Raw genomic sequence first — 26,266 nt, 5'->3', positions numbered from 1 at the left:
GGTTACCCATGAGCGCCCGCGGCACACTGCGAACCCACGGCAGACCGTGACCCCACGGCAGACTGGGGCCATGCGACTGCTGCTGCTCGCCGACACCCACGTACCGACGCGCGCCCGCGACCTGCCGTCGCAGGTGTGGGACGAGGTGGCCCGCGCGGACGTGGTGATCCACGCGGGCGACTGGATGGACGTGACACTGCTCGACGCGCTGGAAGAGCGGTCCCGGCAGCTGGTCGCGTGTTGGGGCAACAACGACGGTCCGCTCCTGCGGGAACGGCTGCCGGAGGTCGCGCGGGTGACCCTCGACGGTGTGCGCGTCGCGGTGGTGCACGAGACCGGGGCGTCGACCGGGCGCGACAATCGGATGGCCGCGGCCTATCCCGACACCGACGTCCTCGTCTTCGGCCACTCGCACATCCCCTGGGACACGACTGCGCCGAGCGGATTGCGCCTGCTCAACCCGGGTTCACCCACCGACCGGCGTCGGCAGCCGTACTGCACCTACATGACCGCGACCATCGACGACGGCGTGCTCCGCGACGTCGAACTGCATCGGCTCGGGTGAGGGCGATCGAAGGGGAGGTTGTGTGCGTATTTTCGCGAACGGACGCACGCAACCTCCCCGAACTCAGTCGCTCGGGCCGATCAGTTTCCGCACGACTTTCAGGAGTTCGTCGACGTCCTCGGGCGGCGTCGTGCTTGTCTCGCCCGACATGGCGGCGCCGTAGTAGAGCCCGTCGCCGATGAGCATCACCGCTCGTGCCGCAGCGGGATCGGTGACCTCGTCGGACAGTGCCTCGAACCAGCCCTGATGGATGCGGCGCAGCGCCTGCTGGGCGCGCGGGTTCGCGGTCTGGCTCAGGCGGGTCAGGGCGACGATGGCCCGGTCGAGCGGGGTGTCGGCGAAGACCGAGGTGCGGATGTAGTAGGTCGCCGGTCCTTCGGGAGCCGCGCGCATCAGTTCGGCGTCGTCGGCTGCGAGTGTCTCGAGGTGTTCGGCGAGAGCCTCGACGAGGGCGTCCTTGGACGGGAAGTGATAGAGCAGACCACCTTTGGACACGTTCGCCGCCGCGGCGACGGACTCGAGTGTCGCGGCGCGCTCGCCCTGCTCGAGCAGGATCGTCACGAAGGCGTCGAGAAGTTTGGCGCGGGCGGCAGGGGCAGGTGGCACGGCCCGATCGTACGACGTGGTTACTGTACCGTCCAGCTGGTACAGTAACGACGGTTCGATTCCTCTCTCGCGAAAGTTCGATATCCGTGGCGACATCTGTGCCTGTTTCGGAACCCACCGTGACGAAGGCGGCTCCTCGGGACTGGGTCGCGCTCGCGGTACTGATGCTTCCGGTGCTGCTCGTGTCGGTCGACAACACCGTCCTGGCCTTCGCGCTGCCCGGGATCTCCTCCGCGCTGCAGCCCACCGCTGCGCAACAGTTGTGGATCATCGACATCTACCCGCTGGTGCTCGCAGGTCTGCTGGTGGCGATGGGCAGCCTCGGCGACCGCATCGGGCGACGCCGCCTGTTGCTCATCGGCGCGACCGGATTCGCCGCCGTCTCGGTCGCTGCGGCCTACGCACCTTCCGCGGAACTGCTCGTGACCGCCCGCGGTGCACTCGGCTTCTTCGGGGCCATGCTCATGCCGTCCACGCTGTCGTTGCTGCGCAACATCTTTCTCGATGCCACCCAGCGCCGTCTCGCCATCGCGATCTGGGCCTCGTGTTTCGCGGCGGGCGCTGCACTCGGGCCGATCATGGGCGGATTCCTGCTCGAACATGCCTGGTGGGGCTCGGTCTTCCTGTTGGCCGTGCCGGTGCTGATCCCGCTGCTCGTGCTCGCGCCGATGTTCGTCCCCGAGTCGAAGGACCCGAATCCGGGCCGCATCGACATCGTGAGCATCGCGCTGTCACTGCTGACCCTTGCGCCGATCGTCTTCGCGATCAAGAAGATCGCCGACAGTGGCCTCGGTGCCGTCGCCGTCGTTCCGGCCGTGGTCGGTGTGGTCGCGCTCGTCGCGTTCGTGCGCCGGCAGTTGCAGCGCCCGAACCCCATGCTCGACGTCCGTCTGTTCCGCGTGCCCACCTTCTCCGGTGCCGTCGCGGTGAACCTGCTGTCCGTCGTCTCCCTCGTGGGCTTCCTGTTCTTCGTGTCCCAGCATCTGCAACTCGTGATCGGACAGAGCCCGATGGAGGCCGGACTGAGCCTGGTCCCGGGACTGGCGGTGATGGTCGTGGCCGGGATGTCGGTCGTCGCGGTCGTGCGGTGGGTGCAGCCGTCGTCGATCATCGTCTGCGCGCTCCTGCTCTCGGCGACCGGCTACGCGCTGGTGTTCCTGCTCGCCTCACCGTCGGCGCTCACCCCGATCATCGTGGCGTTCGCGGTCCTCGGCGCGGGTATCGGTGCGGCGGAGACGCTGTCGAACGACCTCATCGTGTCGAGTGTCCCGCCCGCGAAGGCCGGTGCCGCGTCGGCGGTGTCGGAGACGGCCTACGAGATGGGTGCCGTGCTCGGTACGGCGATCCTCGGGTCGGTGCTCTCCGCGTCCTACACTGCGCATCTCCTGCTCCCTGCCGGGCTGAGCACGGAACAGTCGGAGGTTGCTCGGGAGACGCTCGGCGGCGCCCACGCCGTGGCCGGGAACCTGCCCGCCGACCGGGCCGACGCGTTGCTCGCCGCAGCAGGATCGGCGTTCGACAGCGGCGTCACGATCACCTCCGGGATCGGGGTGGTCCTCATGATCGCCTCCGCCGGAATCGCGTGGCTCACGTTGCGCCCCCGCAGTGACGTAGCACCCCACACGGAATCCGACATCGTTTAAATTTGCAGGATGCGGAAACTGGTGTGGGCGCTCGTCGCCGTCGTGGTCGTGGCGCTGCTCGGCTTCTTCGTCGCCCCATGGGTATACGGGACGTTCATCGCCGAGGACGACGCGCCCGCCGCGTCCGTCTCGACCGAAGGTGCCGAAGCCGCGACCGGTGAGCTCGACGGGGAGTGGACCGTCGTCGAGGGTGCCGAACCCAACCGCACCGCCGCCGGCTACACGGTGCACGAGATCCTGCGCGGGGCCGACGTCACCGTGGTGGGCAGCACCGATCAGGTCTCCGGTTCGGCGACCATCACCGACGGCACCCTCGAGGCCGCCGAGGTCGTCGTGCAGGTCGAGGGCATCACCACCGACAGTGGCCAGCGCGACGGCCAGTTTCGCACTCGGGTGATGGACACCGCGGCGCACCCGACGGCGACGTTCGCCCTCACCGAGCCGGTGGATCTGACGTCCCTGCCCGACGACGGCAGCATCGGTTCCGTCACCGCGACCGGCACGCTCATCCTGCGCGGCGCCGAACGGCCCGTGACCGTCGACGTCGACGTCCTGCGCACGGGTGAGCGTCTCGTGGCGTCGGGGAGCATCCCCACCACCTGGACCGATTACGGCGTGGAGCCGCCGAACCTCGGATTCGTGACGGTCGACGGCGCGGGCAGCGTCGACTTCCTCGTCACGTTCGAGCAGAACTGACGTTCTCGGTCTCCTCCGCGTGGGTCTGTTTCGGCGCCCAGCCGGGCGGGCCGAAGGCGTAACCGAGCTTGTCGCGGAACGTCCCGGCCGTACGCCAGTCGCGGGCGATCGCCCGGTACTCGTGCGTCTGCAGGTCCCAGATGTTGTACGTGCCGACGGGCTTGGTGAGGCCGTAGGTGGGCCGGTGGTCCTCGGCCTTGAAGGTGCCGAACATCCGGTCCCAGATGATGAGGATGCCCGCGTAGTTGCGGTCGAGGTAGTCGGGATCGGAGCCGTGGTGCACCCGATGGTGCGAGGGCGTGTTGAACACGAATTCGATCGGGCGGGGGAGCGTGCCGACCCGCTCGGTGTGCACGAAGAACTGGTAGACGAGGCTGACGGAGAAGCCGACGAAAACCATCCAGGGCGGGATGCCGATCAGGGGGAGCGGCAGCCACATGAGGATCTCGCCGCTGTTGTTCCACTTCTGGCGCAGCGCGGTCGCGTAGTTGAAGTACTCGCTCGAGTGGTGCGCCTGGTGGGTCGCCCAGACCAGGCGGACGCGGTGCGCCATCCGGTGGTACCAGTACCAGAGGACGTCGATGCCGACGAGCAGGATCACCCACGTGTACCAGGCGTCGGCGGGCAGGTGCCACGGCGCGACGTAGACCCACAGGGCCGAATATCCGACGAGGGCCAGCACCTTCCATGCGGCGCTCGTGACGATGGAGACCAGACCCATCGAGATGCTCGCGCGTGCGTCCCGCTTCTCGTAGCCGCCGCGCGGGGGGCGGGTGCGTCCGTCGGGGCCCGGCTCGACGTGTTCGAGGGTGCGGGCCGCGATCCATTCGAGGATCAGGAAGGTGAGGAAGGCGGGGATCGCCAGGGTCACCGGATCGTGGAGGGGGTCGAGCAGCGACCCCCACGATTCCTGCAGGGTTTCCCACATCGCAACGACCTCCGATAGCTGTGAACAACCGTCCACATTACCGCTGGTGTGGCCTGGATCACCAGGGCCCTCGAATCGGGACCCGGGCGGCGACTCGCGTCCTCACGATTCCGGGTGGTTCGGTATTGCTGGTAGGAATTGACCCGTCCCGTCGAGACGGGCCGGCCGACGACATCAGGCAGCGCGAGAGGCATGGCATGCACATCACCGCGAGGGTCGACTACGCCGTGCGGACCCTGCTCGAACTCGCGGCGATCGAGGACGGTCGCCTGACGAAGGCGGAGACCCTCGCGACGGCGCAGACCATCCCGCACAAGTTCCTCGAGGCCGTTCTCGCCGACCTGCGTCGCGGTGGGTTGGTGAACAGCCGGCGGGGACCGGAGGGCGGTTACTGGCTCGCACGACCCGCGGCCGAGATCTCCATTGCCGACATCATCCGCACGGTCGAGGGCCCGCTGGCGTCGGTGCGTGGCGAGCGGCCCGAGGACGTCGTCTACAGCGGGGCGGCCGAACGACTGCAGGACGTGTGGATCGCGGTGCGTGTGAACCTGCGCGCCGTGCTCGAAGAGGTATCGCTCGCGGATGTCGTCACGGGAGACCTCCCCGGTTTCGTGGAGGATCTTACGAAGGATCCGGGCGCCTGGGAGCGTCGCCGGGTGTGAAGCCCGCGATAGGCCGGGAACGCCTGTGGGCGATGTCATAAATTTGCATGACTCTGCAAACTTACAGAACTCTGCAAAATCAGTAACCTGGATGGAGTGACCATCACTCCCGGCCTGCGCGACCGCAAGAAGGCGGCCACTCGTGCGGCTCTCGCGACCGCCGCGGCCGAACTCGCTCGTGAACACGGTCTGGCCGCCGTGACGGCCGATGCGATCGCAGCGCGCGCGGGTGTCTCGACCCGCACCTTCCACAACTACTTCGCGAGCAAGGAAGACGCCGTCCTCGCGTATCTCGAGACCCGGGTCGAGGAGTGGATCGACCTGCTGCGCGATCGTCCCGCCGACGAGGACATCATGGATTCGCTGCTCACGGTGGCCCTGGACGTCGTGCAGAACCCCGACTGGCCGTTCGGCGAGATCGTCGCGTGCATCACCCTGCTCGAGGAGAGCAACGTGCTGTTGTCCCGGCAGATCGAGGTCGAGCGGCGTTCGTCGCAGTTGCTCGTCGAGATCATCGCCGAACGCACCGGCACCGACCCCGATGCCGACCTGTACCCCTCGCTGCTGAACTACGCCGCCATGGGCGCCGTGCGCGCGGCCATGGAGACACACGCGACCGGGACGACGGACCGGTCGGTCGAAGAGCTCATCCGCGAGGCGTTCGACCAGCTCCGACGCGGATTCTCCTGATTCCGGACCTCTGCCCGTTCCGACCATCCGACCCCACCAGGATCTTCCGACATAGAAAGGGTGCCCCGTGGCGACCTACCTGTACCGGCTGGGCAAGTTCGCCCACAGACGGAAGGGCGCAGTGCTGTCCTTCTGGATCGCGCTGCTCGTGCTCTTCGGGGTCGGTGCAGCGACCCTGTCCGGGCCCACCACGGACGCGTTCACGCTTCCGGGCACCCCCGCGCAGAAGACCCAGGACCTCATGGCGGAGCGGTTCCCGTCGACCGAAGATCCGATGAACGGGCTCAGCGCGCGTTACGTCTTCGCCGCGCCCGACGGGCAGACGCTCGACGACCCCGAGAACCTGGCCGCCGTCGACGAGGTCCTCGCCGCGGTCCGCGGCATCGACCGCGTCTCGCCGCCCGCCAAGGTCGACCCCGCCACCGCCTCGCCGGAGGAACAGGCCGGCGCGCTGGTCAACCCGGTCCTCGCCGACGCCGGTCTCGTCGAGCAGATGAAGGCCGTCGCCGCGCAGCAGGGCACCCCCGAAGAGGCTGCGCTGTCCGACGCTCAGGCCCTGTCGCCGCTGAGCGCCGACCGCACCGTCGGCTTCGTCACCGTCCCGTTCGAGGGCGAGATCACCGACGTCGACCAGGCCCTGCGCGACCAGATCTTCGACGCCGCCGAGATCGGCCGTGACGCCGGCCTGACCGTCGAGGTCAGCGGTACGGCTGCCGCCGAGATGGGCATGCCCGGTGGCACCGCCGAACTCATCGGCATCGGCATCGCCGCGATCGTGCTCACCCTGACCTTCGGCTCGCTCGTCGCCGCCGGACTTCCGCTGGTCACCGCACTCGTCGGCGTCGGCATCGGCAGCCTCGGCATCACCATCGCCTCCGGCTTCGCCGACCTCAGCTCGATGACCCCGACGCTGGCGGTCATGATCGGTCTGGCCGTGGCGATCGACTACTCGCTGTTCATCGTCTCGCGCTTCCGGCACGAACTCACCATCACCTCTGATCGCACCGAGGCCGCCGGCCGTGCCGTGGGCACCGCCGGTTCCGCGGTCGTCTTCGCCGGCCTGACGGTCATCATCGCCCTCATGGCGCTGAGCGTCGTCGGCATCCCGTTCCTGTCGGTCATGGGTTACGCTGCCGCGTTCACGGTGCTCATGGCCGTGCTCATCGCCGTGTCGCTGCTGCCCGCCGTGCTCGGACTGTTCGGGGAGAAGGCCTTCGCCGGCCGCATCCCGTTCCTGAACAAGCGCGGTTCCGACGACGACACCCCCAAGGCGGGCGCCAAGTTCGTCGGCCTGATCACGCGACGCCCGGCCATCCCGCTCATCGCCGGTGTGGTCCTCCTCGGTGCGCTCGCGCTGCCCGCCACCGGACTGAACCTCGCCCTTCCGTCGGAGGCCACCGCCGACCCGGCGACCAGCGCCCGCAAGGCCTACGACCTGGTCGACGAGGGATTCGGTCCCGGACGCAACGGCCCGCTGGTCGTCGTCGTCGACACCCAGAACGCCGACGTGGAGGCCCCAGTCGCGTTCGGTGCCGTCGTCGGCAAGCTGTACGAGAACGACGAGGTCGTCAACGCCCAGATCGTCGCGGTGAACGAGGCGGGAGACACCGCCCAGATCCTCGTCACTCCGCGCAGCGGCCCGACCGATCCCGCGACGATGGACCTCGTCCAGAGCATCCGCGACGGCGAGACCGAGCTGAACGAGGAGTTCGGCCTGTCCTACGGCGTGACCGGCCAGACCGCGCTCGAGGGCGACGTCTCCGACAGCCTCCAGAGCGCACTGGCTCCGTACCTCGCGGTCGTCGTCGGCCTCGCCTTCATCCTGCTGATGCTGGTGTTCCGCTCGATCCTGGTGCCGCTCACCGCAACCCTCGGCTTCCTGCTCAGCGTCCTGGCGACCTTCGGTGCCACCGTCGCGGTCTTCCAGGAGGGCTGGGGCGGCCTGATCGCCAACCCGCAGCCCATCGTGAGCTTCATGCCGATCATCCTCATCGGCGTCGTCTTCGGTCTTGCGATGGATTACCAAGTGTTCCTGGTGACGCGTATGCGTGAGGACTACGTCCACGGCGCGAGCGCACTCGAGGCCGTCCGCAGCGGCTTCGCACACGGCGCGCGCGTGGTGAGCGCAGCGGCGATCATCATGATCTCGGTGTTCGCGGCGTTCATCGCCGAACCGGACTCGCTGATCAAGTCGATCGGTTTCGCACTCGCCGCGGCGGTCTTCTTCGACGCCTTCATCGTCCGCATGGTCATCATCCCGTCGGTGATGGCGCTACTCGGCGACAAGGCGTGGTGGCTGCCGAAGTGGCTCGACCGGATCCTTCCGAACGTCGACGTCGAGGGCGAGAAGCTCACCCGCGAGCTCGGTGCCACCGAGCCCGCACCGGAATCCGCACGCGTGTGACGAACCCCCGGGCGGCCACGTACCCGACGCGGTGCGTGGCCGCCCGGATGGATCGTGAAGATTGCTGCAGGGAGTCGCAGGTAGCGTAATGCCCATGTTGCTACGGCTGTTGCGCCGCTTCATGGCGCCCTATCGGGGTGCCCTCGCGGGGGTCGTACTCCTGCAGCTGGTCGCGACCGGGGGCATGTTGCTGCTCCCGAGTCTCAACGCCGACATCATCGACAACGGCGTGGCGACCGGGGACATCGATTACATCGTCCGGACCGGTCTGCTGATGCTCGTCATCAGCGCCGTCGAGGTCGGCGCCGCGACCGGTGCCGTCTACTTCGCGGCGCGCGCCGCGATGGGCTTCGGCCGCGACGTGCGGCTCGCGCTCGTCCGGAATGTGGGGCGGTTCTCGGCGCGCGAGTTCGGGACGTTCGGTGCCCCGTCGCTGATCACCCGCAACACCAACGACGTGCAGCAGGTTCAGATGCTCGTGCTGATGACCTGCACCATCGTCGTGACCTCCCCGATCATGGGGATCGGTGGCGTCATCATGGCGATCCGCCAGGACCCCGGCACCTCGCTCGTGCTGGTCGTCGCCGTCCCGGTGCTGATCTTCACCATGGTCGCGCTCATCGCGCTCATGCTGCCCGGCTTCCGGGTCATGCAGAAGCGCATCGACTCTGTGAATCGGGTGTTGCGCGAGCAGATCACCGGCATCCGCGTGATCAGGGCATTCGTGCGCGACGAAACCGAGAAAGCCCGCTTCGACGGCGCCAACGACGACCTCACCGCCACCGCCTTGCGCGTCGGCCGCGTGAACTCCGTGCTGTACCCGGCGGTGCTGCTGATCTCGAATGTGAGCACCGTCGGCGTCCTGTGGGTGGGCGCCCACCGTATCGACTCCGGTGCGATGCAGGTCGGCTCCATCACCGCGATGATCACCTACATCGCCCAGATCCTCATGGCCGTGCTCATGACGTCGTTCGTCGCGATCATGGCTCCGCGCGCCGCGGTCTGCGCCGAGCGCATCCTCGACGTGCTCGACACCGAACCGACGGTGTCTTCGCCCGCCGAACCGGTCCGCGAACTCCCGACCCGCGTCACCCTCGAACTCCGCAATGCCGGTTTCTCGTATCCCGGTGCCGACGCTCCCGTGCTCAGCGGGGTGTCGTTCCGCGCCGACCCCGGTTCCACCACCGCGATCATCGGCGGCACCGGATCGGGCAAGAGCACCATGATGCGCCTCGTGCCGCGGCTCATCGACGTCACCGCCGGGCAGGTGCTCGTCGCGGGTGTCGACGTCCGGGCGCTCGACACCGACGTGCTGCGCTCGCGCATCGCCGTCGTGCCGCAAAAGGCCTACCTGTTCTCCGGCACCATCGCCGACAACCTCCGGTACGGACGCGCCGACGCCACCGACGACGAACTGTGGCACGCCCTCGAGGTCGCGCAAGCGGCGGACTTCGTCCACAAGACCGAGGACGGACTGAACACGGTCCTCTCCCAGGGCGGCACCACGGTCTCCGGCGGGCAGCGGCAGCGCCTCGCGATCGCTCGCGCCCTCGTCCGCCGGCCCGCCATCTACCTGTTCGACGACGCCTTCTCCGCACTCGACCCGGCGACCGACGCCCGCCTGCGCGCGGCGCTCGAACCCGAGACGTGCGACGCGTGCGTGCTCATCGTCGCGCAGCGGGTCTCCACCGTGCAGGACGCCGACCGCATCGTCGTCCTCGACAACGGCGTCATGGTCGATTCCGGGACGCATCTCGGTCTGCTCGGCCGGTGCCGGACGTACTCGGAGATCGTCGAGTCGCAGAGGATGGCCACGATATGACGACTCCGGAAGCGGCGGCACCGTCGCGTCTGCGCACCGTCCGCCGGGTGCTCGGCCTGCTCCACCCGCACCGCTACGCCGTCTACTCGGTGCTGCTCTCCGCCTTCCTCGGCGTCGTGAGCATGTCGGTGGCGCCCTTCGTGCTCGGCCGCGGCACCGACGTCATCTTCGACGGGGTGGTGGGCATGCAGTTCCCCGCCGGACAGACCAAGGAAGAAGCCGTCGCCGGTCTGCGCGCCGAGGGCCGCGACCAGTTCGCCGACATGGTCTCGGGGATGGATGTGGTGCCCGGACTCGGCATCGACTTCTCGGCCCTCGGCCGGATCCTCGTCATCGTCCTGGCGCTGTACCTGCTCTCGTCCGGTCTGATCTGGGTCGCCGCCTACGGCCTCAACGAGATCGTGCAGCGCGTCGTGCGCGACATGCGGTCGCGGATCGAACGCAAGATCCACCGGTTGCCGCTGCGGTACTTCGACACGCATTCGCGCGGCGACCTGCTCAGCCGCGTCACCAACGACATCGACAACGTCGCGGCGGGCATGCAGGAGTCCATCTCCCAGCTCGTCCTCGCGGTGCTGACGCTGCTCGGTCTCGTGGTGATGATGCTGTTCATCTCGCCGATGCTCGCGCTCGTCGCGATCCTGACCGTCCCGGCGTCGGTCGTGGCGACGGCAGTGATCGCGCGTCGCTCGCGCAAGTACTTCCTCTCGCAGTGGGAGACGACCGGCAAGCTCAACGGGCAGATCGAGGAAGCCTTCACCGGGCACGAGCTCATCACCGCCTACAGCCGGACCGCGGAGGTGCAGCGACGCTTCACCGACACCAACGAGTCGCTGTACCAGGCCTCCTACCGCGCGCAGTTCGTGTCCGGACTGGTGATGCCGTTCGTGACCTTCCTCGGCAACGTCGGCTATGTCGTCATCGCCGTGCTCGGTGGTCTGCGGATCGCGTCGGGCACCGCGACGCTCGGTGAGATCCAGGCGATGATCCAGTACTCGCGTCAGCTCGTGCAGCCGCTCGCGCAGATCGGCGCGATGGTCAACCTCCTGCAGTCGGCGTCGGCGTCGGCCGAGCGGGTGTTCGCGGTGCTCGACGAACCGGAGGAGGAACCGGAGGTCGCGGCGCCGACGATGCCGTGGAGCCGGCACGGACTCGTCGAGTTCGAGAACGTCGCCTTCTCGTACACCCCCGATCGGCCGCTCATCGAGAACCTGTCGTTGCGGGCCGAACCGGGTCAGATGATCGCGATCGTCGGACCCACGGGCGCCGGCAAGACCACCCTCATCAACCTGATCCTGCGCTTCTACGAGGTCGACGCGGGCCGGATCCTCGTCGACGGCGTGGACATCCGTTCGATGTCCCGCGACGAACTGCGCTCGCGCATCGGCATCGTCCTGCAGGACACCTGGCTGTTCGGCGGCACCATCCGCGAGAACATCGCCTACGGCAATCCGTACGCCACCGAGAACCAGATCATGTCCGCGGCCAGGATGAGTTACGTCGACCGTTTCGTGCGGGCCCTACCCGACGGCTACGACACGATCATCGACGAGGAGAACGACGGCAACCTCAGCGCCGGTGAGCGTCAGCTCATCACGATCGCGCGGGCGTTCGTGTCCAAGCCGTCGATCCTCATCCTCGACGAGGCGACGAGCTCGGTCGACACCCGCACCGAACTGCTCGTCCAGCAGGCCACCGCGCGATTGCGCGACGACCGCACCAGCTTCGTCATCGCTCACCGCCTGTCGACCATCCGGAACGCCGACCGCATCGTGGTGATGGAGGACGGACGGATCGTCGAACAGGGCACCCACGAGGGGCTGCTCGAGGCGGCCGGTGCGTACGCGAGGCTGTACGACGCGCAGTTCAAGGCACTCGTGGAGTGAACGCGGGAGACTTCGGCGCGGCCTGATACAAAACATTCCGTCCTCGCGGGCGGGACGGGACACTTCTGGCCATGACGGAGGTGCGGACAACAGCGGTACGGTCACCTCTCGATCTCCTGCGCTCTGCGCGACCGGAGGTCTCCGTGCGATCTGGACGACCGGGGGTCTTCCGGGTCGACGAGACCACACCGGCGGGGCGGATCATGCAGCACCTGCGACGTGGGGGACCGGCGACGCGCACGATGCTCGCCGATTTCACGGGCCTGTCGGCGTCGACGGTCAACCGGGCGGTGACGTCGTTGCTCGAGCACGGGTTGCTGCGCGACCGCCCCGATCTCGCTCCGCGGGGACGGGTGGGACGGCCGCACGTGCCGGTGGAGGTGGACACCGAACGGGGTTTCCTCGCCGGTATCCATCTGGGGGAGCGGGAGACCCGGGTGGTTTCCGGCGACCTGCTCGGACGGGAACTGCACCGGACGACCTTCGCGACACCGGCGTCGGTGTTCGACGTCTTCGCCGCGATCGGTGCGGCGCTGCGGGTGCACGAGTCCCACCAGCGAGGCAGGCAGCCGCTGTGGGCAGGGCTCGCGGTGGGTGGTCTGTACGACGAGCACCGAGGGGCGCTCGACCACCCGCGACTGGGCTGGTGCGAAGCGCCCGTGGACGTGTTGTTCCGGGCGATCGTGCCCACGCCGTACACGGTCGTTCCGTACGTGGAGGCGGTCGCGGAGGTCGAATACCGCCGGTGCGAGAGCGCCTTCCGGCGACGACCCGAGAGCTGGCTGTATCTGTTTGCGGAGGAATCGATCTCGATGGCGTGGCTCGTGGACGGCCTCGCACGGTCCTCGGCCGACGACATCGAATCGTTCTGTGCTGTACTCGAACCGGGGAGTGCCGATGGCACCGACCCGTCGCCGAACCAGGCGGTGCTCCTCGGCCGTGCGGTCGCGCTGGTGCGCGACGTCGTCAATCCCGACGTGGTGACCGTCGGGGGTGAGCTGTTCACCCGACATGGACGGGAGCGCGAGGACGTGTCCGACGGTTACCGGCAGCAGTCGTCGTACAACGATGTGCCACTGCGGTTCTCGGAAGCCGATGACGATCTGCGGTCGGCGGCGGCGCTCGGTGCGGCGTCGCGGGTGATGTATGTCGACCCGATCGGCGCGATGCAGGCGCGGTGAGACGACAAGGTCTGGCGCATGCCGCTGACCGAGGTGGGGCGTCAGGCCGCTCCCGTTTCGGAAGGTCGGATTCCGGGAGGTCAGTGCAGCACTTCGCGCGCGGTGCGACGGACCGCATCGGTCAGCGCGTCGAGCACGGGGGAGTCCAGCCGCCACCGCTGCCAGTACAGCGGCACGGCGATCGGGTCGTCCGGGGCCAGGCTCACGAGATCGGTCGTGTCGGCGACCATCGCGTCGGGGAGCATGGCCCAGCCCAACCCCAGCCGCGCGGCCTCGACGAATTCGAGGGCGCCCGGAACGTAGTTGCGCGGCGGATTCAGCCGCCGCCGGGTCCGCTTGCGGACGAAGCGATCCTGCATGTCGTCCTTGCGGTCGAAGGTGAGCATCGGGGCCTCCCGCAGTTCGGTGGGGGTCATGCCCTCGGGGAACCAGCGTTCGGCGAAGTCCACGCTCGCCATCGCGTGATAGCGCATGGCGCCGAGCTTCTCGGACGTGCAGCCCTGCACGGGTTCGGGGACGGAGGTGACCGCTGCCATGGCGGTTCCGTCGCGCAACAGATCCGTGGAGTGGAACTCGTCCTCGCGGTGCAGTTCGAACAGGGCTCGGTAGCGCACGGGCATCCGGGCCAGGGCGCGCAGCATCCAGGTGGACATCGAGTCGGCGTTGACGACGAGCGGGATCGTGGCGTAACTCCCGGTGTCGGCGCCGAGACCGAGTTCCTCGGAGGCGTCCTGCTCCAGCCGCGCGACCTGCCGGGCGAGCCGCATCACCACTTCGCCGGCCGCGGTCGCGCTGACGGGCCGGGTCCGTCGCAGCAGTACCTGACCGACGTGTTGTTCGAGCGACTTGATGCGTTGGCTCACCGCGGACGGTGTGACGCGAAGAACAGCCGCCGCACCCTCGAAAGTGCCCTCGTCCAATACCGTTGCAAAAGTGCGAAGTTGAGCGAAGTCGAGATCCACATCAAGAAACTCTAATGCAGGTACAGCAAAATCAACTGTTCTTATCTCGACAGGATTCCTAGCGTCGATGCCATGTCACTCGTCGTCGCCGGATTCGTCACAGGTCTGTCCCTCATCGCCGCCATCGGTGCGCAGAATGCCTTCGTCCTGCGCATGGCGATCGCGCGACGATTCGTGCTGCCTGTGATCGCGATCTGCGTGATCTCCGACGCCGTGCTCATCACCGCGGGCATCGCCGGGATCGCGACGATCCTCGACCGCGCTCCCGGCGCGATCGACGTGATCCGTTGGGCGGGTGCCGCTTTCCTCATCTGCTACGGACTCTTCGCGGCACGTCGCGCGCTGAAGCCGTCGGCACTGTCCGCTGCCCCGGGCGGTGCCGTCACCATCGGCGCGGCCCTGCTGACCTGTCTGGCGCTGACCTGGCTCAACCCGCACACCTATCTCGACACCGTGCTCATGCTCGGTTCGGTGGCCAACCACTACGGAAACCCCGGCCGGTGGTGGTTCGGTGCCGGGGCGATCACCGCGAGCGTCGTGTGGTTCGCCGCCCTCGGGTACGGGGCCCGCTATCTGCGCGCCTGGTTCGCCAAGCCGTCCTCGTGGCGCATCCTCGACGGTGGCGTCGCGGTCCTGATGCTCGGCCTCGGTGCCGGACTCGTCGCCTCGTCCTGATCACTCATCTGCGTCCCGTGGGGGCGCGGTCGGGCTCGAGATGGCTGAACACCACGACACCGGGCAGCGCCTCGGCGAGATCGGCCTCGATGCGGTCGAGCAGGTCGTGCCCGGCCCGCACCGTCCAGTCGCCCGGCACCCGCACGACGAGGTAGACGAAGCGCTGACGTCCCGACTCGCGGGTGCGCGGCGGCAGGATCGTCACCACCCCCGGTTCCCGATAGCGGTCGAGGACGGCGTTCACCGCCGTCACGTCCTCCGGGGGAAGAACCGCGTCGAGCATGCCGACGACCGCCTGCCGCACGAGGCCGAAACCGATCCGCAGGATGTTCAGGGCGACGAGGATCGCCACGATCGGGTCGAGCACGTCCCACCCGGACAGCGCGACCAGCGCAACGCCGACGAGCACGCCCGCCGACGTCCACACGTCCGTCAGCAGGTGTTTCCCGTCGGCGACCAGCGTGATCGACCGGTGTGCCCGACCCTGCCGGATGAGCAGCAGACCGACCACGAGATTGAGCGCCGACGATCCGGCCGACAGGAGGAGACCGAGTCCGACCTCGGTCACCGGCTGCGGTGAGATCAGGCGCTCGACCGAGGTCCACAGGATCACCGTCGCGGCGGCGAAGACCATGGTGCCCTCGACCGCGGCGGAGAGGTACTCGGCCTTCCCGTGCCCGAAATCGTGGTTCGCATCGGCCGGCTTCGCGGCGAGACGTAGCGCCGCGAGACCGACGAGCGCCGCGACGAGGTTGACCCCGGATTCGAGTGCGTCCGACAACAGACCCACGGATCCGGTGATCCACGCCGCCGATGCCTTCAGCAGCATCGTCGCGAGCGCGGTCGCCACCGACAGCAGCATGAACCGCATCAACAGGCGGTGCTGCTGCGCAGAGGGCACCACCGGTCAGCGCTTGACGAGCGTGAGTTGCATCCCGGTGAGGTCGGTGGCCGTCAGCGCGACGTAGTCGTACTTCGGGGTGGGAACCCACGGCGACAGTCCGAGGGCGTCGATCCGCGCCGCGTCGTCGAAGCTCCGCAGGATCCGGGCGTGTCCGTGCAGCACGACGCTCCATGCGGAGTCCTCGCGGATCTCGTCCACCTCGAAGGCCACCTGCGGGTGCACCGCCAGTTCGGAGAGCTTGCTGCCCTCACCGCTGCGGAAGTACACCGTGCGATCGTCGGTGACGTAGTTGACGGGATAGATCTCCGGTCGTCCGCCGACGACGGTGACGAGGCGGCCCACCTTGCCCGTCGCGAGCAGGTCCCAGCACTGGTCCTCGTCGAGGGGGACGACAGGATCGTCGGTGTTCGGGTTGTCGCGCATCGCGTTCACTCCTCCGGTTCCGCTGCCGTATCCAGCACATCACGAACCGGCTTCCGGCGCAGTGGAACGCTCCGCCGGTTACGGTGAAACCGGCCGTCAGGACCGTGTTCGCCCGATCCGCCGAGAGCAGCCCGAACGAGGAGTGCCGATGTCCGCACAGGCTCCCGCGACCACCTCGAGTTGGCACACCCGCGCCGCGACCGACGTCGCCGAGGCGTTCGAGGTCGATCCGCAACGAGGACTGAGCGCGGACGAGGTCGAACGACGCCGCGGCGAGTACGGCCCGAACCTGCTCGACGAGGCGAAGAAGGTGCCGACCTGGCGACGCGTGCTGTCGCTGCTGGCCGACAGGATGACCCTCGTTCTGGTCGTCGCGGCGGTGGTCAGCGCCACCGTCTCCCGTGAGTGGGAGACCCCCGTCGTCATCTTCGCGGTGATCGCGCTCAACACCGTGCTGAACTACGTGCAGGAATCCCGGGCCGAGAGCAGCCTCGCTGCGTTGAAGAAGATGTCGGTGTCCACCAGCCGGGTGCTGCGCGATGGTCGCGGGACGGAGGTGCCGCGCGCCGAACTCGTCCCCGGAGACGTGGTGCTCCTCGAGGCCGGCGACACCGTCCCGGCCGACGGCCGACTCGTCACCGCCGTCCGGCTGCAGGTCGCCGAGGCCGCCCTCACCGGCGAATCCCAGCCCGTCGACAAACAGGTCGACGTCGTCGACGATCCCGACGCACCGCTCGGCGACCGCACCGACATGCTGTTCATGAACACCGAGGTCACACGCGGTCGTGCCGCGATGATCGTCACCGGAACGGGCATGCGCACCGAGATGGGAGCCATCGCAACCCTTCTCGGATCGGCAGGCGTCGAACAGACGCCGCTGCAACGACGCATCGGCCAGCTCGCCCAGGCACTGACGATCATCGCGATCGTGACGGTGGCGCTGGTGTTCGTCCTCGGACTGCTGCGGGGGCAGACCTGGTCGGATCTCCTCGTCACCGCGGTGTCGCTGGCGGTCGCGACGATCCCCGAAGGGCTCACGGCCGTCGTCGCCTTCACCCTCGCGATGGGAGCCTCACGCCTCGCGGCCCGCGGCGCGATCGTCAAACGACTCGCCGCGGTCGAGACACTCGGCAGCACCACCCACATCTGCACCGACAAGACCGGCACCCTCACCCTCAACGAGATGACGGTGCAGCGACTGCTCGTCGCGGGTCGTGCCTTCCGCGTCACCGGCACCGGGTACGGAACCGACGGCAAGATCCTTGTCGGCGACGGCCTGCCCGCACCGGACTTCACGGACGCACTGCTCGGGATGGGACTGTGCAACGACGCGACCGTGCGCAACGGAATACTGGTCGGCGATCCCACCGAGGGCGCCCTCGTGGTGCTCGCCGAGAAGGGCGGCATCGACGTCGAGGGTGCGCGGGCCGCGCTGAACCGCATCGCGGAGGTGCCGTTCGACTCGGACTACAAGTACATGGCCACCTTCCACACCCTGCCGAACGGCGGATACCGCTGTTTCGTGAAAGGTGCACCGGGTGTGCTCCTCGACCGTGCCACCTCGATCACCGGTCCCGACGGTCCGATTCCACTCGACGACGACGGTCGCGCGAGGATCCACCGGGCCGTGGAGGCGCTCGCGTCGGAAGGTCTGCGAACTCTCATGATCGCCGGGCGCGACCTCGACGCCGTTCCCCGCGGCGACACCGATGCCCTGCAGGAGAAGGTGGCCGACCTGACGATCCACGCGATCGTCGGCATCGTCGACCCGCCGCGGACCGAAGCCGAGGATGCGATCGCCGTCGCCCACGAGGCGGGCATCTCGGTGCACATGATCACCGGCGACCATCTGGTGACGGCCTCCGCGATCGCCGAGGAACTCGGAATCCGCGGGTCGGCTGCCTCCGGTGCGGATCTCGACAAACTCACCGACGACGAACTGCGCCGGAGGGCAAAGGAATTCGGTGTCCTCGCCCGCGTGGCGCCCCAACACAAGATCAGGTTCGTCGAAGCGCTGCAGGCCGACGGGCAGATCGTCGCGATGACGGGCGACGGCGTCAACGACGCTCCCGCGCTCGAACAATCCGACATCGGTGTGGCCATGGGCATCACGGGAACCGACGTCTCCAAGGGCGCCGCGGACATGATCCTCACCGACGACAACTTCGCGACCATCGTCGCCGCCGTGGCCGAGGGACGCGGAATCTACGACAACATCATCAAATTCGTGAAGTTCCAGCTCACCACGGCGTGGGGCTTCGTCCTGATCTTCCTGACGGCCGGTGTGCTCGGCCTCGCGGGTGGCGCGCCCTTCAGCGCACTGCAGATCCTGTGGGTGAACATCATCATGGACGGACCGCCGGCGCTCGCGCTCGGTGTCGACCAGACCGCCCCCGACGCGATGCGGCGACGACCGCGGCCCGCGAACGAGGCGCTGCTCGAACGCTCCCGGGTCCAGCGCATCCTCGGCCTCGGCATCGTGATGACGGTGGGCACGATCGCGGTCCTGCACTTCGGGCCGGAACTGTTCCCCGACAGTGCATCCGACCCGTTGTTCGCCACCACCCTCGCGTTCACGACATTCGTCTTCTACCAGGTGTTCAACCTGTTCAACGTGCGCTCGGATCTCGGATCGGTGTTCTCGGCGCAGACGTTCACCAACCACACCATCTGGATCGCGATCGGCGCCGTCGTCGTCCTTCAGATCTGCGTCGTGCAACTCGGCGCCCTGCAGGGATTCATGGACACCACCTCGCTCACCTCCGAGCAGTGGCTGCTCGCGGTCGCCGTCGGCTCATCCGTGCTGTGGGTGGACGAGATCGGCAAGTTCGTCGCCAGGAGGATCGAGGCGCGCAGGGCCGAGCGGGCGGATACGACCTTCCTCACCTGACGATCTGGAGATGGCGGAACTCACGTCGCCGCGGGGAGAAGTGTGAGGCCGGGCTGCCCCAGAATGGAGGCTGCCCCCGCGTCGCTCCCCAGCGCGCCCGCGTCCCGGCCCGCACGACCTCCGGCTCCGGGACCCTCGACAGATCGAAGGTTTCCTCACCGATGACCACCACGGCTTCCGGCCGCCCACTCGACGATCCTGCCCACACCGACTCCGGACATCCCGCGCGCACGCTCGTGATGTGGGCGCTCGCCCTCGGTGGGTTCGGGATCGGAACCACCGAGTTCGTCGCCATGGGGTTGCTCCCCGAGATCGCGACGAGCATCGGGGTCTCCGAACCCACCGCGGGCCACGTCGTCTCCGCCTACGCGGCCGGTGTCGTCGTCGGTGCCCCGCTCATCGCGACGATCGCCGCCCGCGTGCCGCGCAAGACACTGCTGGTCGCGCTGATGGTCGCGTTCACCCTCGGGAACGCCGCCACGGTGCTGGCCCCGAACTACGGTCTGCTCGTCGTCTCCCGCTTCGTCGCCGGCCTGCCGCACGGCGCGTACTTCGGGGTCGCCGCACTGGTCGCGGCGCACCTCGCCGGACCCGGTCGCCGCGCGCGGGCGGTGTCGCTGGTGATGATGGGGCTGTCGGTGGCGAACGTCGTCGGGGTGCCCGCTGCCTCGTGGCTCGGCATGGCGCTGGGCTGGCGCGCGGCGTTCGTGCTGGTCGCGGTGATCGGAGTGGCCACCATCGTCGCTCTCGCCGCCTGGGTGCCGACACTGTCGATACCGACGACCAGCGTGCGGGTCGAACTCGGGGCGTTGAAGAGCAGCACCGTCTGGCTCACGCTCGCCGTGGCCGTCATCGGCTTCGGTGGTGTGTTCGCGGTGTACACCTACATCAGCACCACGCTGACCGACGTCGCCGGAGTGTCGAGATCGCTGGTGCCGGTCGCGCTGATGCTCTTCGGCGTGGGCATGGTCGTCGGCAATGCCATCGGTGGTCGCGTCGCCGACCGCGGTGTTATCCCCGGCGTCTACGCGTCGATCACCTCGCTCGCGGTGCTGCTCGCGCTGTTCGTCGCCGCAGCCCACAACCCGTGGACCGCCTTCGTGATGGTCTTCGGCCTGGGTGTCGGATGCGCCGCGGTGGGCCCGGCCCTGCAGGTGCGGTTGATGGACGTCGCCGAGGACGCCCAGACGCTCGCGGCGTCGCTGCACCACGCCGCGTTCAACCTGGCCAACGCGTTCGGTGCGTGGATCGGCGGGGTCGTGATCGCGGCCGGGTTCGGCTACACCGCTCCCGCCGCGGTCGGTGTGCTGCTGGCGCTCGCCGGTGTCGCCGTGTTCGCGATCTCCGTCCGCCGCCGCGAGAAGGCCGCACCTTCCCGACGTGATTGGATACGGAAGTGACCGATTCCAGCATTCCGACCCCGCCCGATCCCTTCTTCACGGTCGGAGCGCGTCTCGACAACGGACTCGGCCGCACGGGCACGATCCACACCCCGCACGGAGACATCCGCACCCCGGCCTTCGTCCCGGTGGGCACGAAGGCGACCGTCAAGGCGGTGCTGCCCGAGATGATGGCCGAGCTCGGCTCGCAGGCGTTGCTCGCCAACGCCTACCACCTCTACCTGCAGCCCGGCTCCGACATCGTCGACGAGGCCGGCGGGCTCGGGAAGTTCATGAACTGGCCCGGTCCGACCTTCACCGACAGCGGCGGCTTCCAGGTCATGTCGCTCGGAGCCGGGTTCAAGAAGGTCATCGCGATGGAGTCCGTCGGTGTCCAGAACGACGACGTCATCGCCAAGGGCAAGGAGCGGCTCGCCCACGTCGACGACGACGGGGTGACCTTCAAATCGCACCTCGACGGGTCGCGGCACCGGTTCACCCCCGAGGTGTCGATGCGTATCCAGCACGAGCTCGGCGCCGACATCATGTTCGCCTTCGATGAGCTCACGACCCTCATGAACACCCGCGGCTACCAGGAACGCTCCCTCGAACGGACCCAGGCGTGGGCGGTGCGGTGCATCGCCGAGCACGAGAAGCTCACCGCCGAACGCGCTCGCCGCCCCTACCAGGCGTTGTTCGGCGTCGTGCAGGGCGCGCAGTACGAGGACCTGCGACGACAGGCATGCCGGGGCCTCGAGTCCATCGTCGGCGAGACCGGCCGCGGATTCGACGGGTACGGCATCGGCGGTGCGCTCGAGAAGCACAATCTCGGCACGATCGTGCGGTGGTGCACCGAGGAGCTGCCCGAGCACAAGCCGCGACACCTGTTGGGCATCAGCGAACCCGACGACATCTTCGTCGCGGTCGAGCACGGCGTCGACACCTTCGACTGCGTCAATCCGTCGCGGGTCGCGCGCAACGCCGCGATCTACCACCCCGACGGCCGGTTCAACATCAACACCAGCCGTCACCGGCGCGACTTCACGCCGATCGACGAGAACTGCGACTGCTACACCTGCCGGAACTACACGCGCGCGTACATCCACCACCTGTTCAAGGCGAAGGAGATGCTCGCCTCGACGTTGTGCACGATCCACAACGAACGGTTCACGGTGCGCCTCGTCGACGACATCCGGGCGAACATGGAGAACGGCACGCTCGCCGAGTTCAAGGCCGAGACGCTCGGCCGGTTCTACGCGAGCCGGTGTCGGGCCTGAGTCGTCAGGGCGTGAGTCGTCAGGCGTAGGAGGGTTCGCGCTTCTTGACGTACGCGATCACGCGGTAGGTCACCGGGAGCACGACGATCTCGACCAGCGTCTTCCACAGGAACCCGACGATCACGAAGTTGACGAAGTCAGCCCAGGTCGTGATGCCGATGGCCCCTGCGGCGATCGAGCAGAAGATGAGGGTGTCGGCGAACTCGCCGACGACGGTCGACCCGATCAGCCGCGCCCACAGGTGCTTCTCCCGGGTGCGTTCCTTGATGCGGACGAGCACGTACGAGTTGAGCAACTGCCCGACCGCGTACCCGGCGAGCCCGGCGATCAACATCCGGGGCACCACACCGAGCACGTTCTCGAAGGACTCCTGACCGGCGTAGAAGTCGGCCGGGGGCAGCTGCTGCGTGATCCAGAAGCACAGCGCGGACAGCGCGACCGCCCCGAAGCCGTAGAAGACGGCGCGGCGGGTGGCCGCGAAGCCGTACACCTCGCTGAGCACGTCGCCGAGGATGTAGGCGAGGGGGAACAGGAAGAACCCGCCGTCGGTGATGATCGGCAGGATCTGCAGCGGCCCGACGGTGAGTTCGGAGCCGGTGAAGAACGCGATGCCCTTCGTCGCGGAGATGTTGGAGATCATCAGCACCGCGGTGAACAGCACGACGATCCCCGTGTACGGGCTGCGTCCCACGCGCGCGAAGGCGGCGTGGTCGAAGAGGGCGGGGGAGGTGTTCGATCCGTGCTCGGTCACCCGGACATCCAAGCATCTCCGCGGGGTGATCACGAAGTTGCGGACCGTCTGTACGTGCGCGAACACCCCATATGCGACGAACGGGTCCCGTCCTGACGAGGACGGGACCCGGAGCGCACGGGAGATCAGGACTTGCGTACCCGGGTGCCGCCGGCGAACTTGTCGTGGAAACCCTGCTTGTTGCCGTCCTGCTCGATGGTGACCGCGATACCGATGTATGCGGCGAGCGACAGCAGACCGGCGAGGAAGCCCAGCAGCGGGACGCCGGTGAGAATCTGCAGCGCGACGAAGGCGTTGCGCTTGGCGGCCTGCTCGAGGGTGGGGTTACCACCGGTAGGGCCGGCGACCGACAAGCCGAGGAGCTTCTTGCCGATCGTCGCGCCCCGAGCGGACTCCATGTACGTCCAGTAGCCGAAGGCGACGACACCGCTGACGACCGTCATGAAGAAGTCCACGAAACCGCTTCCACCGCTCGCGAGGATCATGATCGCGCTCAGGATCCCCATGGGGATACCAACGATGAGGCCGTCGATGATGCGGGCGCCGAGACGCGGGAGCAGTTCCCCCGGGGTGCCGGCACCGAAATTCGGATCCGGGCCGGGGAATCCCGGGCCGCCGAACCCACCGTCCTGCGGCGCCCCGTACGGGGGTGCACCGTACTGAGGAGCGCCGAACTGGGGCGCACCGAATTGGGGCGTTCCGTTCTGCGGGGTTCCGTACTGAGGAGCGCCGTACTGGGGGCCACCGTTCTGGGGCGCGCCGTACTGCGGGAACTGCTGGGTGTAATCGGGCGGGGTGGCGCCGTACGAGGGGGCGCCGGGATGACCGCCCGTCGCCCGAGGATCCTGCTGAGGGGGTGGATAGCCACCAGTGGTCACTTATGTCTCCCTTGTCGCGATCGGCATGGCAACGCGCCACGGTACAGCGTGCCGTGGCGCGTCGGTAGATATGCCTACGGATGCGACGGGAGGGTCCCGCCGGGGTTGTGTCAGGCCGCTACGGGACCACCCGTGGTGACCCGGTAGGCGTACGTGACGGCGATGATCGACACCGGCACGGTGACCAGCAGGCCGATCAGGCACAACAGGGCACCGAGGAGATTGATGCCGAGCAGTGCGAGGGCGAGCAACACCAGCGTTCCCGCATTCGATTTGACGGCATTGAAGCTCGACTTGATCGCGGTGACGGCATCCTGATTGCGATCGATGACGAACTGCATCGTCCACCACGCGAAGAACGCGAACACCAGGCCCGGGAGGATGCACAGCACGAGACCGATCGACGTGCCGATGCCCACGAGCAGACCTGCGAGGATGACCGCACCGATCGGGCCGATCTGGAGGAACGTCCCGAAAGCGGGGCGCTGTCCGTCGGTTTCGGCCAGCGCACCGCGCACGAAGGCGGCCTGGATCAGGTATCCGACGATCGCCGAGACGATGCTGCCGATGGCGCTCAGGAAGGTGAAGTCCGTCGCCTCACCGGTGAAGTCGAACCCGTTGAAGATGCCGCTGATCAGGCCCTGGATGACGAACGCGGCGAGCATGAAGACGATCCACACGCCGGCGTTACCGCTGAACTTCGACCAGCCGTAGGAGATCGCGTCGCCGACACTCAGCTGATTCGGAGGCGGACCACCGAAGCTCCCGGCGCCGTACGCACCCGGAGGGGGCGGGTAGTCACCACCCGACGGGGGAGGCGGATAGTTCCCCGGCGGCGGGTAGGACCCACCCGGCGACGGGTAGTTGCCACCCGAGGGCGGGGGGTAGTTCCCCGGAGGGGGGTAGTTGCCGGGCGGCGGATAGTTCCCACCCGGCGGGGGAGTGCCACCGCCCGAGGGCGGCGGATAGCTTCCGGGTGGCGGATAACCACCCGGGTTCTTCGGATCCTGATTCGGGTCGTAACCACCGGTGGTCATGGCTGCCTCTCGTCTCCGGGATCGGACACTTCCGAGAGAGTACGGACATCACCTCGGGTCCGCATCCGCTATGTCCGCATCGTGTCCTATCGGATGCCTTCCTCCGACGGGGTGAACACCCACGGATCGCGGGGGAGTCTCACGGGATTCCAGCGGTCCAGCAACAGTTCCGGCGACACGGGCTCGCCGGGGTCGGCGAGTCGCAGCGACACGGCGATCGTGCCCAGCACGTCGGCGGCCGTGTGACCGAGCGCGAGCTGATCGGCCAGTGTCACCGCGCCGTCCCGTTTGGCCAGTCGCTTACCCTCCTTGTCGAGCGCGAGCGGCACGTGCGCGTAGACGGGTTCCGACAGTCCGAGAAGGTGTGCGAGACAGGCCTGCCGGGGCGCGGAAGTGAGCAGGTCGTCTCCGCGTACCACCTGATCGATGCCCTGGTCGGCGTCGTCCACCACCACTGCGAGGTTGTACGCGGGGGTTCCGTCGTTGCGGCGCAACACGAGATCGTCGACGATGCCCGTGAAATCTCCGTGCAGCAGGTCGTGGACGGTGAACCACTCCTCGGTCGCCCGCAACCGGATCGCGGGGGCGCGGCCGGAGGCCCGGCGCTCGGCCCGCTGCTCGTCGGTGAGGTTGCGGCAGGTGCCCGGATAGGCGCCCGCAGGGGCGTGGGGTGCGGAGGTGGCCTCGAGGATCTCGCGTCGGGTGCAGTAGCACTCGTAGGTCAGACCGGCCTGCTCGAGCCGCGCGATCGCCTCGTCGTACAGGCGCCGGCGGCGGGACTGGTGGACCACCCGGCCGTCCCAGTCGAGACCGATCGCCGCGAGATCCGCGAGCTGGCGTTGCTCCGCGCCGGGACGCACCCGGTCGAGATCCTCGACGCGGACCAGGAACCGACGGTTGGTCGACCGCGCGAACAACCACGCCAGGACGGCGGTGCGCAGATTGCCCAAGTGCAGGTCGCCGGAGGGACTCGGTGCGAAGCGACCCGCTCCTGCTTCGTCCTCGTCCGAAAGTGACACCCGTGCACTCTATCGAGCGACCCCCAGGAGTACCGCTCGCTGGGCGTGCACGACCTCCCGGATCGCCGCGACCGCGGCCGCGACCTCCGGCTGCCGCAGCGTCTCCGAGCGTGCGACGAGCCAGTAGGCCAGACGCGCCTCGACCTCGCCGGGCAGGACCCGGACGAGATCGGGGTGCCGATCGGCCATGAAGCACGGCAGCAGACCGAGTCCTCCGGCGGCGCGGGTCGCTTCGACGTGCACGAACACGTTCGTCGAGCTGATCGAATCCTGCATGTCGGGGGCGATGCGCCGCGCGACGTCGAGATCGTCGACCTGCAGCATCGAATCGATGAAGTACACGAGGGTGTGCTCACGCAGGTCGCGGACCGACGACGGGGAACCGTGCGTGGCGAGATAATCGCGCGAGGCATACAGGCCCAGGTTGTAGTCGGCGAGACGGTGCGCTTCGGCCCGATGCACCTGCGGGCGTCCCACGACCACCTCGATGTCCATGCCGGACCGCTGCTGTGAGGCGCGACGGGTGGTCGCGACGATCTCGACGGAGATACCCGGATGGCGTTGCCGCACGAGCGCGCCGGCCGGGGCGGCGATGTAGGCGCTGAAGCCGTCGGTGGCGGAGATACGCACGACGCCCTCGAGGCGGCGCTCACCCCGGGGGTTCCGCAGACTTCCGACCGCGGCCTCGATGCGTTCGGCGGCCTCGAGCGCCTCGCGACCGCGGTCGGTCAGTTCCCATCCCGCCGCCGACCGCGTGAGCACGCGACCGCCGAGGCTGCGCTCGAGCGCGGCGATCCGCCGGGAGATCGTGGTGTGGTTGACGCCCAGGTCGTCGGCGGCGCTGGTGAACCTGCCACTGCGCCCGACGGCGAGCAGGACGAGGAGGTCATCGGCCGAGGGCACGCTCATGTGTGCAGTTTTGCAGATCGCATCTGCGAATCGCGTCATTGTGGATGCAAATGTGCGTACCGATACTCGGCATATGTGT

At 68.2% G+C, this 26,266-nt stretch carries 23 protein-coding genes; 13 read left to right on the top strand and 10 right to left on the bottom strand.

Going from position 1 to position 26,266, the window contains the following annotated elements; translation table 11 throughout:
* The first annotated feature begins 70 nt into the window (after positions 1 to 70).
* Positions 71 to 565 carry a metallophosphoesterase gene (locus NVV99_RS20540; protein ID WP_006552534.1) on the top strand — a complete coding sequence of 165 codons (495 nt, stop codon included), beginning with the start codon at positions 71 to 73 and terminating at the stop codon, positions 563 to 565.
* Between the two features lie 63 nt (positions 566 to 628).
* Here NVV99_RS20540 and NVV99_RS20535 read toward each other — a convergent pair whose 3' ends face one another.
* Entirely contained in the window at positions 629 to 1,171 is a 543-nt protein-coding gene (locus NVV99_RS20535) for a TetR/AcrR family transcriptional regulator (RefSeq protein WP_024102739.1), read from the bottom strand.
* Between the two features lie 98 nt (positions 1,172 to 1,269).
* Between NVV99_RS20535 and NVV99_RS20530 the strand changes: the two genes are divergently transcribed.
* Both NVV99_RS20530 and NVV99_RS20525 read left to right on the top strand, forming a co-directional pair.
* Positions 1,270 to 2,814, top strand: coding sequence for an MFS transporter (locus NVV99_RS20530; protein WP_138841389.1), 1,545 nt, complete (start codon positions 1,270 to 1,272; stop codon positions 2,812 to 2,814).
* Between the two features lie 9 nt (positions 2,815 to 2,823).
* Complete coding sequence (locus NVV99_RS20525; protein WP_260783006.1) at positions 2,824 to 3,510, top strand: YceI family protein; 687 nt, start codon at positions 2,824 to 2,826, stop codon at positions 3,508 to 3,510.
* Here NVV99_RS20525 and NVV99_RS20520 read toward each other — a convergent pair.
* On the bottom strand, positions 3,491 to 4,438 hold the full coding sequence (locus NVV99_RS20520; protein WP_024102741.1) for a sterol desaturase family protein: 948 nt from the start codon (positions 4,436 to 4,438) through the stop codon (positions 3,491 to 3,493). The two genes, NVV99_RS20525 and NVV99_RS20520, sit on opposite strands and share 20 nt — an antisense overlap.
* A 197-nt stretch (positions 4,439 to 4,635) precedes the next feature.
* On the opposite strand from NVV99_RS20520, the gene NVV99_RS20515 reads away from it, so the two are divergent.
* The 6 genes from NVV99_RS20515 (at position 4,636) to NVV99_RS20490 (ending at position 13,083) form a co-directional block, all read left to right on the top strand.
* The gene (locus NVV99_RS20515; protein WP_024102742.1) at positions 4,636 to 5,100 is read left to right on the top strand and encodes an Rrf2 family transcriptional regulator; all 465 of its coding nucleotides are present in this window, start codon (positions 4,636 to 4,638) and stop codon (positions 5,098 to 5,100) included.
* A 96-nt stretch (positions 5,101 to 5,196) separates the two neighbouring features.
* Positions 5,197 to 5,790 (top strand): TetR family transcriptional regulator, encoded by a 594-nt coding sequence (locus tag NVV99_RS20510; RefSeq protein WP_006552528.1) that lies wholly within the window; start codon positions 5,197 to 5,199, stop codon positions 5,788 to 5,790.
* Between the two features lie 67 nt (positions 5,791 to 5,857).
* Complete coding sequence (locus NVV99_RS20505; RefSeq protein ID WP_024102743.1) at positions 5,858 to 8,194, top strand: MMPL family transporter; 2,337 nt, start codon at positions 5,858 to 5,860, stop codon at positions 8,192 to 8,194.
* A gap of 94 nt (positions 8,195 to 8,288) precedes the next feature.
* Entirely contained in the window at positions 8,289 to 10,016 is a 1,728-nt protein-coding gene (locus NVV99_RS20500) for an ABC transporter ATP-binding protein (protein WP_024102744.1), read from the top strand.
* Positions 10,013 to 11,902 carry an ABC transporter ATP-binding protein gene (locus tag NVV99_RS20495; protein ID WP_024102745.1) on the top strand — a complete coding sequence of 630 codons (1,890 nt, stop codon included), beginning with the start codon at positions 10,013 to 10,015 and terminating at the stop codon, positions 11,900 to 11,902. The genes NVV99_RS20500 and NVV99_RS20495 overlap by 4 nt, the downstream gene beginning before the upstream one ends.
* A gap of 143 nt (positions 11,903 to 12,045) precedes the next feature.
* Positions 12,046 to 13,083, top strand: coding sequence for a helix-turn-helix domain-containing protein (locus NVV99_RS20490; RefSeq protein WP_024102746.1), 1,038 nt, complete (start codon positions 12,046 to 12,048; stop codon positions 13,081 to 13,083).
* 80 nt (positions 13,084 to 13,163) lie between these two features.
* Here the strand turns inward: NVV99_RS20490 and NVV99_RS20485 are convergent, their stop codons facing one another.
* Positions 13,164 to 14,045, bottom strand: coding sequence for a LysR family transcriptional regulator ArgP (locus NVV99_RS20485; protein WP_024102747.1), 882 nt, complete (start codon positions 14,043 to 14,045; stop codon positions 13,164 to 13,166).
* Between the two features lie 72 nt (positions 14,046 to 14,117).
* Between NVV99_RS20485 and NVV99_RS20480 the strand changes: the two genes are divergently transcribed.
* The gene (locus NVV99_RS20480) at positions 14,118 to 14,720 is read left to right on the top strand and encodes a LysE/ArgO family amino acid transporter (protein ID WP_006552522.1); all 603 of its coding nucleotides are present in this window, start codon (positions 14,118 to 14,120) and stop codon (positions 14,718 to 14,720) included.
* Between the two features lie 4 nt (positions 14,721 to 14,724).
* Here NVV99_RS20480 and NVV99_RS20475 read toward each other — a convergent pair whose 3' ends face one another.
* A complete protein-coding gene (locus tag NVV99_RS20475) occupies positions 14,725 to 15,591 on the bottom strand; it encodes a cation diffusion facilitator family transporter (protein WP_170318520.1) in 867 nt (288 codons plus the stop codon).
* Positions 15,592 to 15,627: 36 nt separating this feature from the next.
* Positions 15,628 to 16,047, bottom strand: a complete 420-nt coding sequence (locus tag NVV99_RS20470) for a pyridoxamine 5'-phosphate oxidase family protein (protein ID WP_006552520.1) — start codon at positions 16,045 to 16,047, stop codon at positions 15,628 to 15,630.
* A gap of 148 nt (positions 16,048 to 16,195) precedes the next feature.
* On the opposite strand from NVV99_RS20470, the gene NVV99_RS20465 reads away from it, so the two are divergent.
* From NVV99_RS20465 to tgt, 3 genes are all read left to right on the top strand, one after another.
* The gene (locus tag NVV99_RS20465) at positions 16,196 to 18,937 is read left to right on the top strand and encodes a calcium-translocating P-type ATPase, PMCA-type (protein WP_024102748.1); all 2,742 of its coding nucleotides are present in this window, start codon (positions 16,196 to 16,198) and stop codon (positions 18,935 to 18,937) included.
* A 239-nt stretch (positions 18,938 to 19,176) separates the two neighbouring features.
* Complete coding sequence (locus NVV99_RS20460; RefSeq protein WP_228045075.1) at positions 19,177 to 20,337, top strand: MFS transporter; 1,161 nt, start codon at positions 19,177 to 19,179, stop codon at positions 20,335 to 20,337.
* Positions 20,334 to 21,593: a tRNA guanosine(34) transglycosylase Tgt gene (gene tgt, locus NVV99_RS20455; protein ID WP_024102749.1), complete on the top strand. Its 1,260-nt coding sequence runs from the start codon at positions 20,334 to 20,336 to the stop codon at positions 21,591 to 21,593. Before NVV99_RS20460 ends, tgt begins: the two co-directional genes overlap by 4 nt.
* A 19-nt stretch (positions 21,594 to 21,612) precedes the next feature.
* On the opposite strand, the gene NVV99_RS20450 is transcribed toward tgt, so the two are convergent.
* The 5 genes from NVV99_RS20450 to NVV99_RS20430 form a co-directional block, all read right to left on the bottom strand.
* On the bottom strand, positions 21,613 to 22,284 hold the full coding sequence (locus NVV99_RS20450) for a queuosine precursor transporter (RefSeq protein ID WP_228045077.1): 672 nt from the start codon (positions 22,282 to 22,284) through the stop codon (positions 21,613 to 21,615).
* A gap of 185 nt (positions 22,285 to 22,469) precedes the next feature.
* Positions 22,470 to 23,222 (bottom strand): RDD family protein, encoded by a 753-nt coding sequence (locus tag NVV99_RS20445; protein WP_041803528.1) that lies wholly within the window; start codon positions 23,220 to 23,222, stop codon positions 22,470 to 22,472.
* Positions 23,223 to 23,332: 110 nt separating this feature from the next.
* Positions 23,333 to 24,259 (bottom strand): membrane protein, encoded by a 927-nt coding sequence (locus tag NVV99_RS20440; protein ID WP_024102751.1) that lies wholly within the window; start codon positions 24,257 to 24,259, stop codon positions 23,333 to 23,335.
* Between the two features lie 86 nt (positions 24,260 to 24,345).
* Positions 24,346 to 25,278, bottom strand: coding sequence for a tRNA glutamyl-Q(34) synthetase GluQRS (gene gluQRS / locus NVV99_RS20435; RefSeq protein WP_019290296.1), 933 nt, complete (start codon positions 25,276 to 25,278; stop codon positions 24,346 to 24,348).
* 9 nt (positions 25,279 to 25,287) lie between these two features.
* Positions 25,288 to 26,187 (bottom strand): LysR family transcriptional regulator, encoded by a 900-nt coding sequence (locus NVV99_RS20430; protein WP_006552513.1) that lies wholly within the window; start codon positions 26,185 to 26,187, stop codon positions 25,288 to 25,290.
* Between the last annotated feature and the right edge of the window lie 79 nt (positions 26,188 to 26,266).

This window comes from Rhodococcus sp. PAE-6, from assembly GCF_025290685.1.
Taxonomy (GTDB): domain Bacteria; phylum Actinomycetota; class Actinomycetes; order Mycobacteriales; family Mycobacteriaceae; genus Rhodococcus; species Rhodococcus pyridinivorans.
This window is presented reverse-complemented; position numbering and strand designations above follow the sequence as displayed.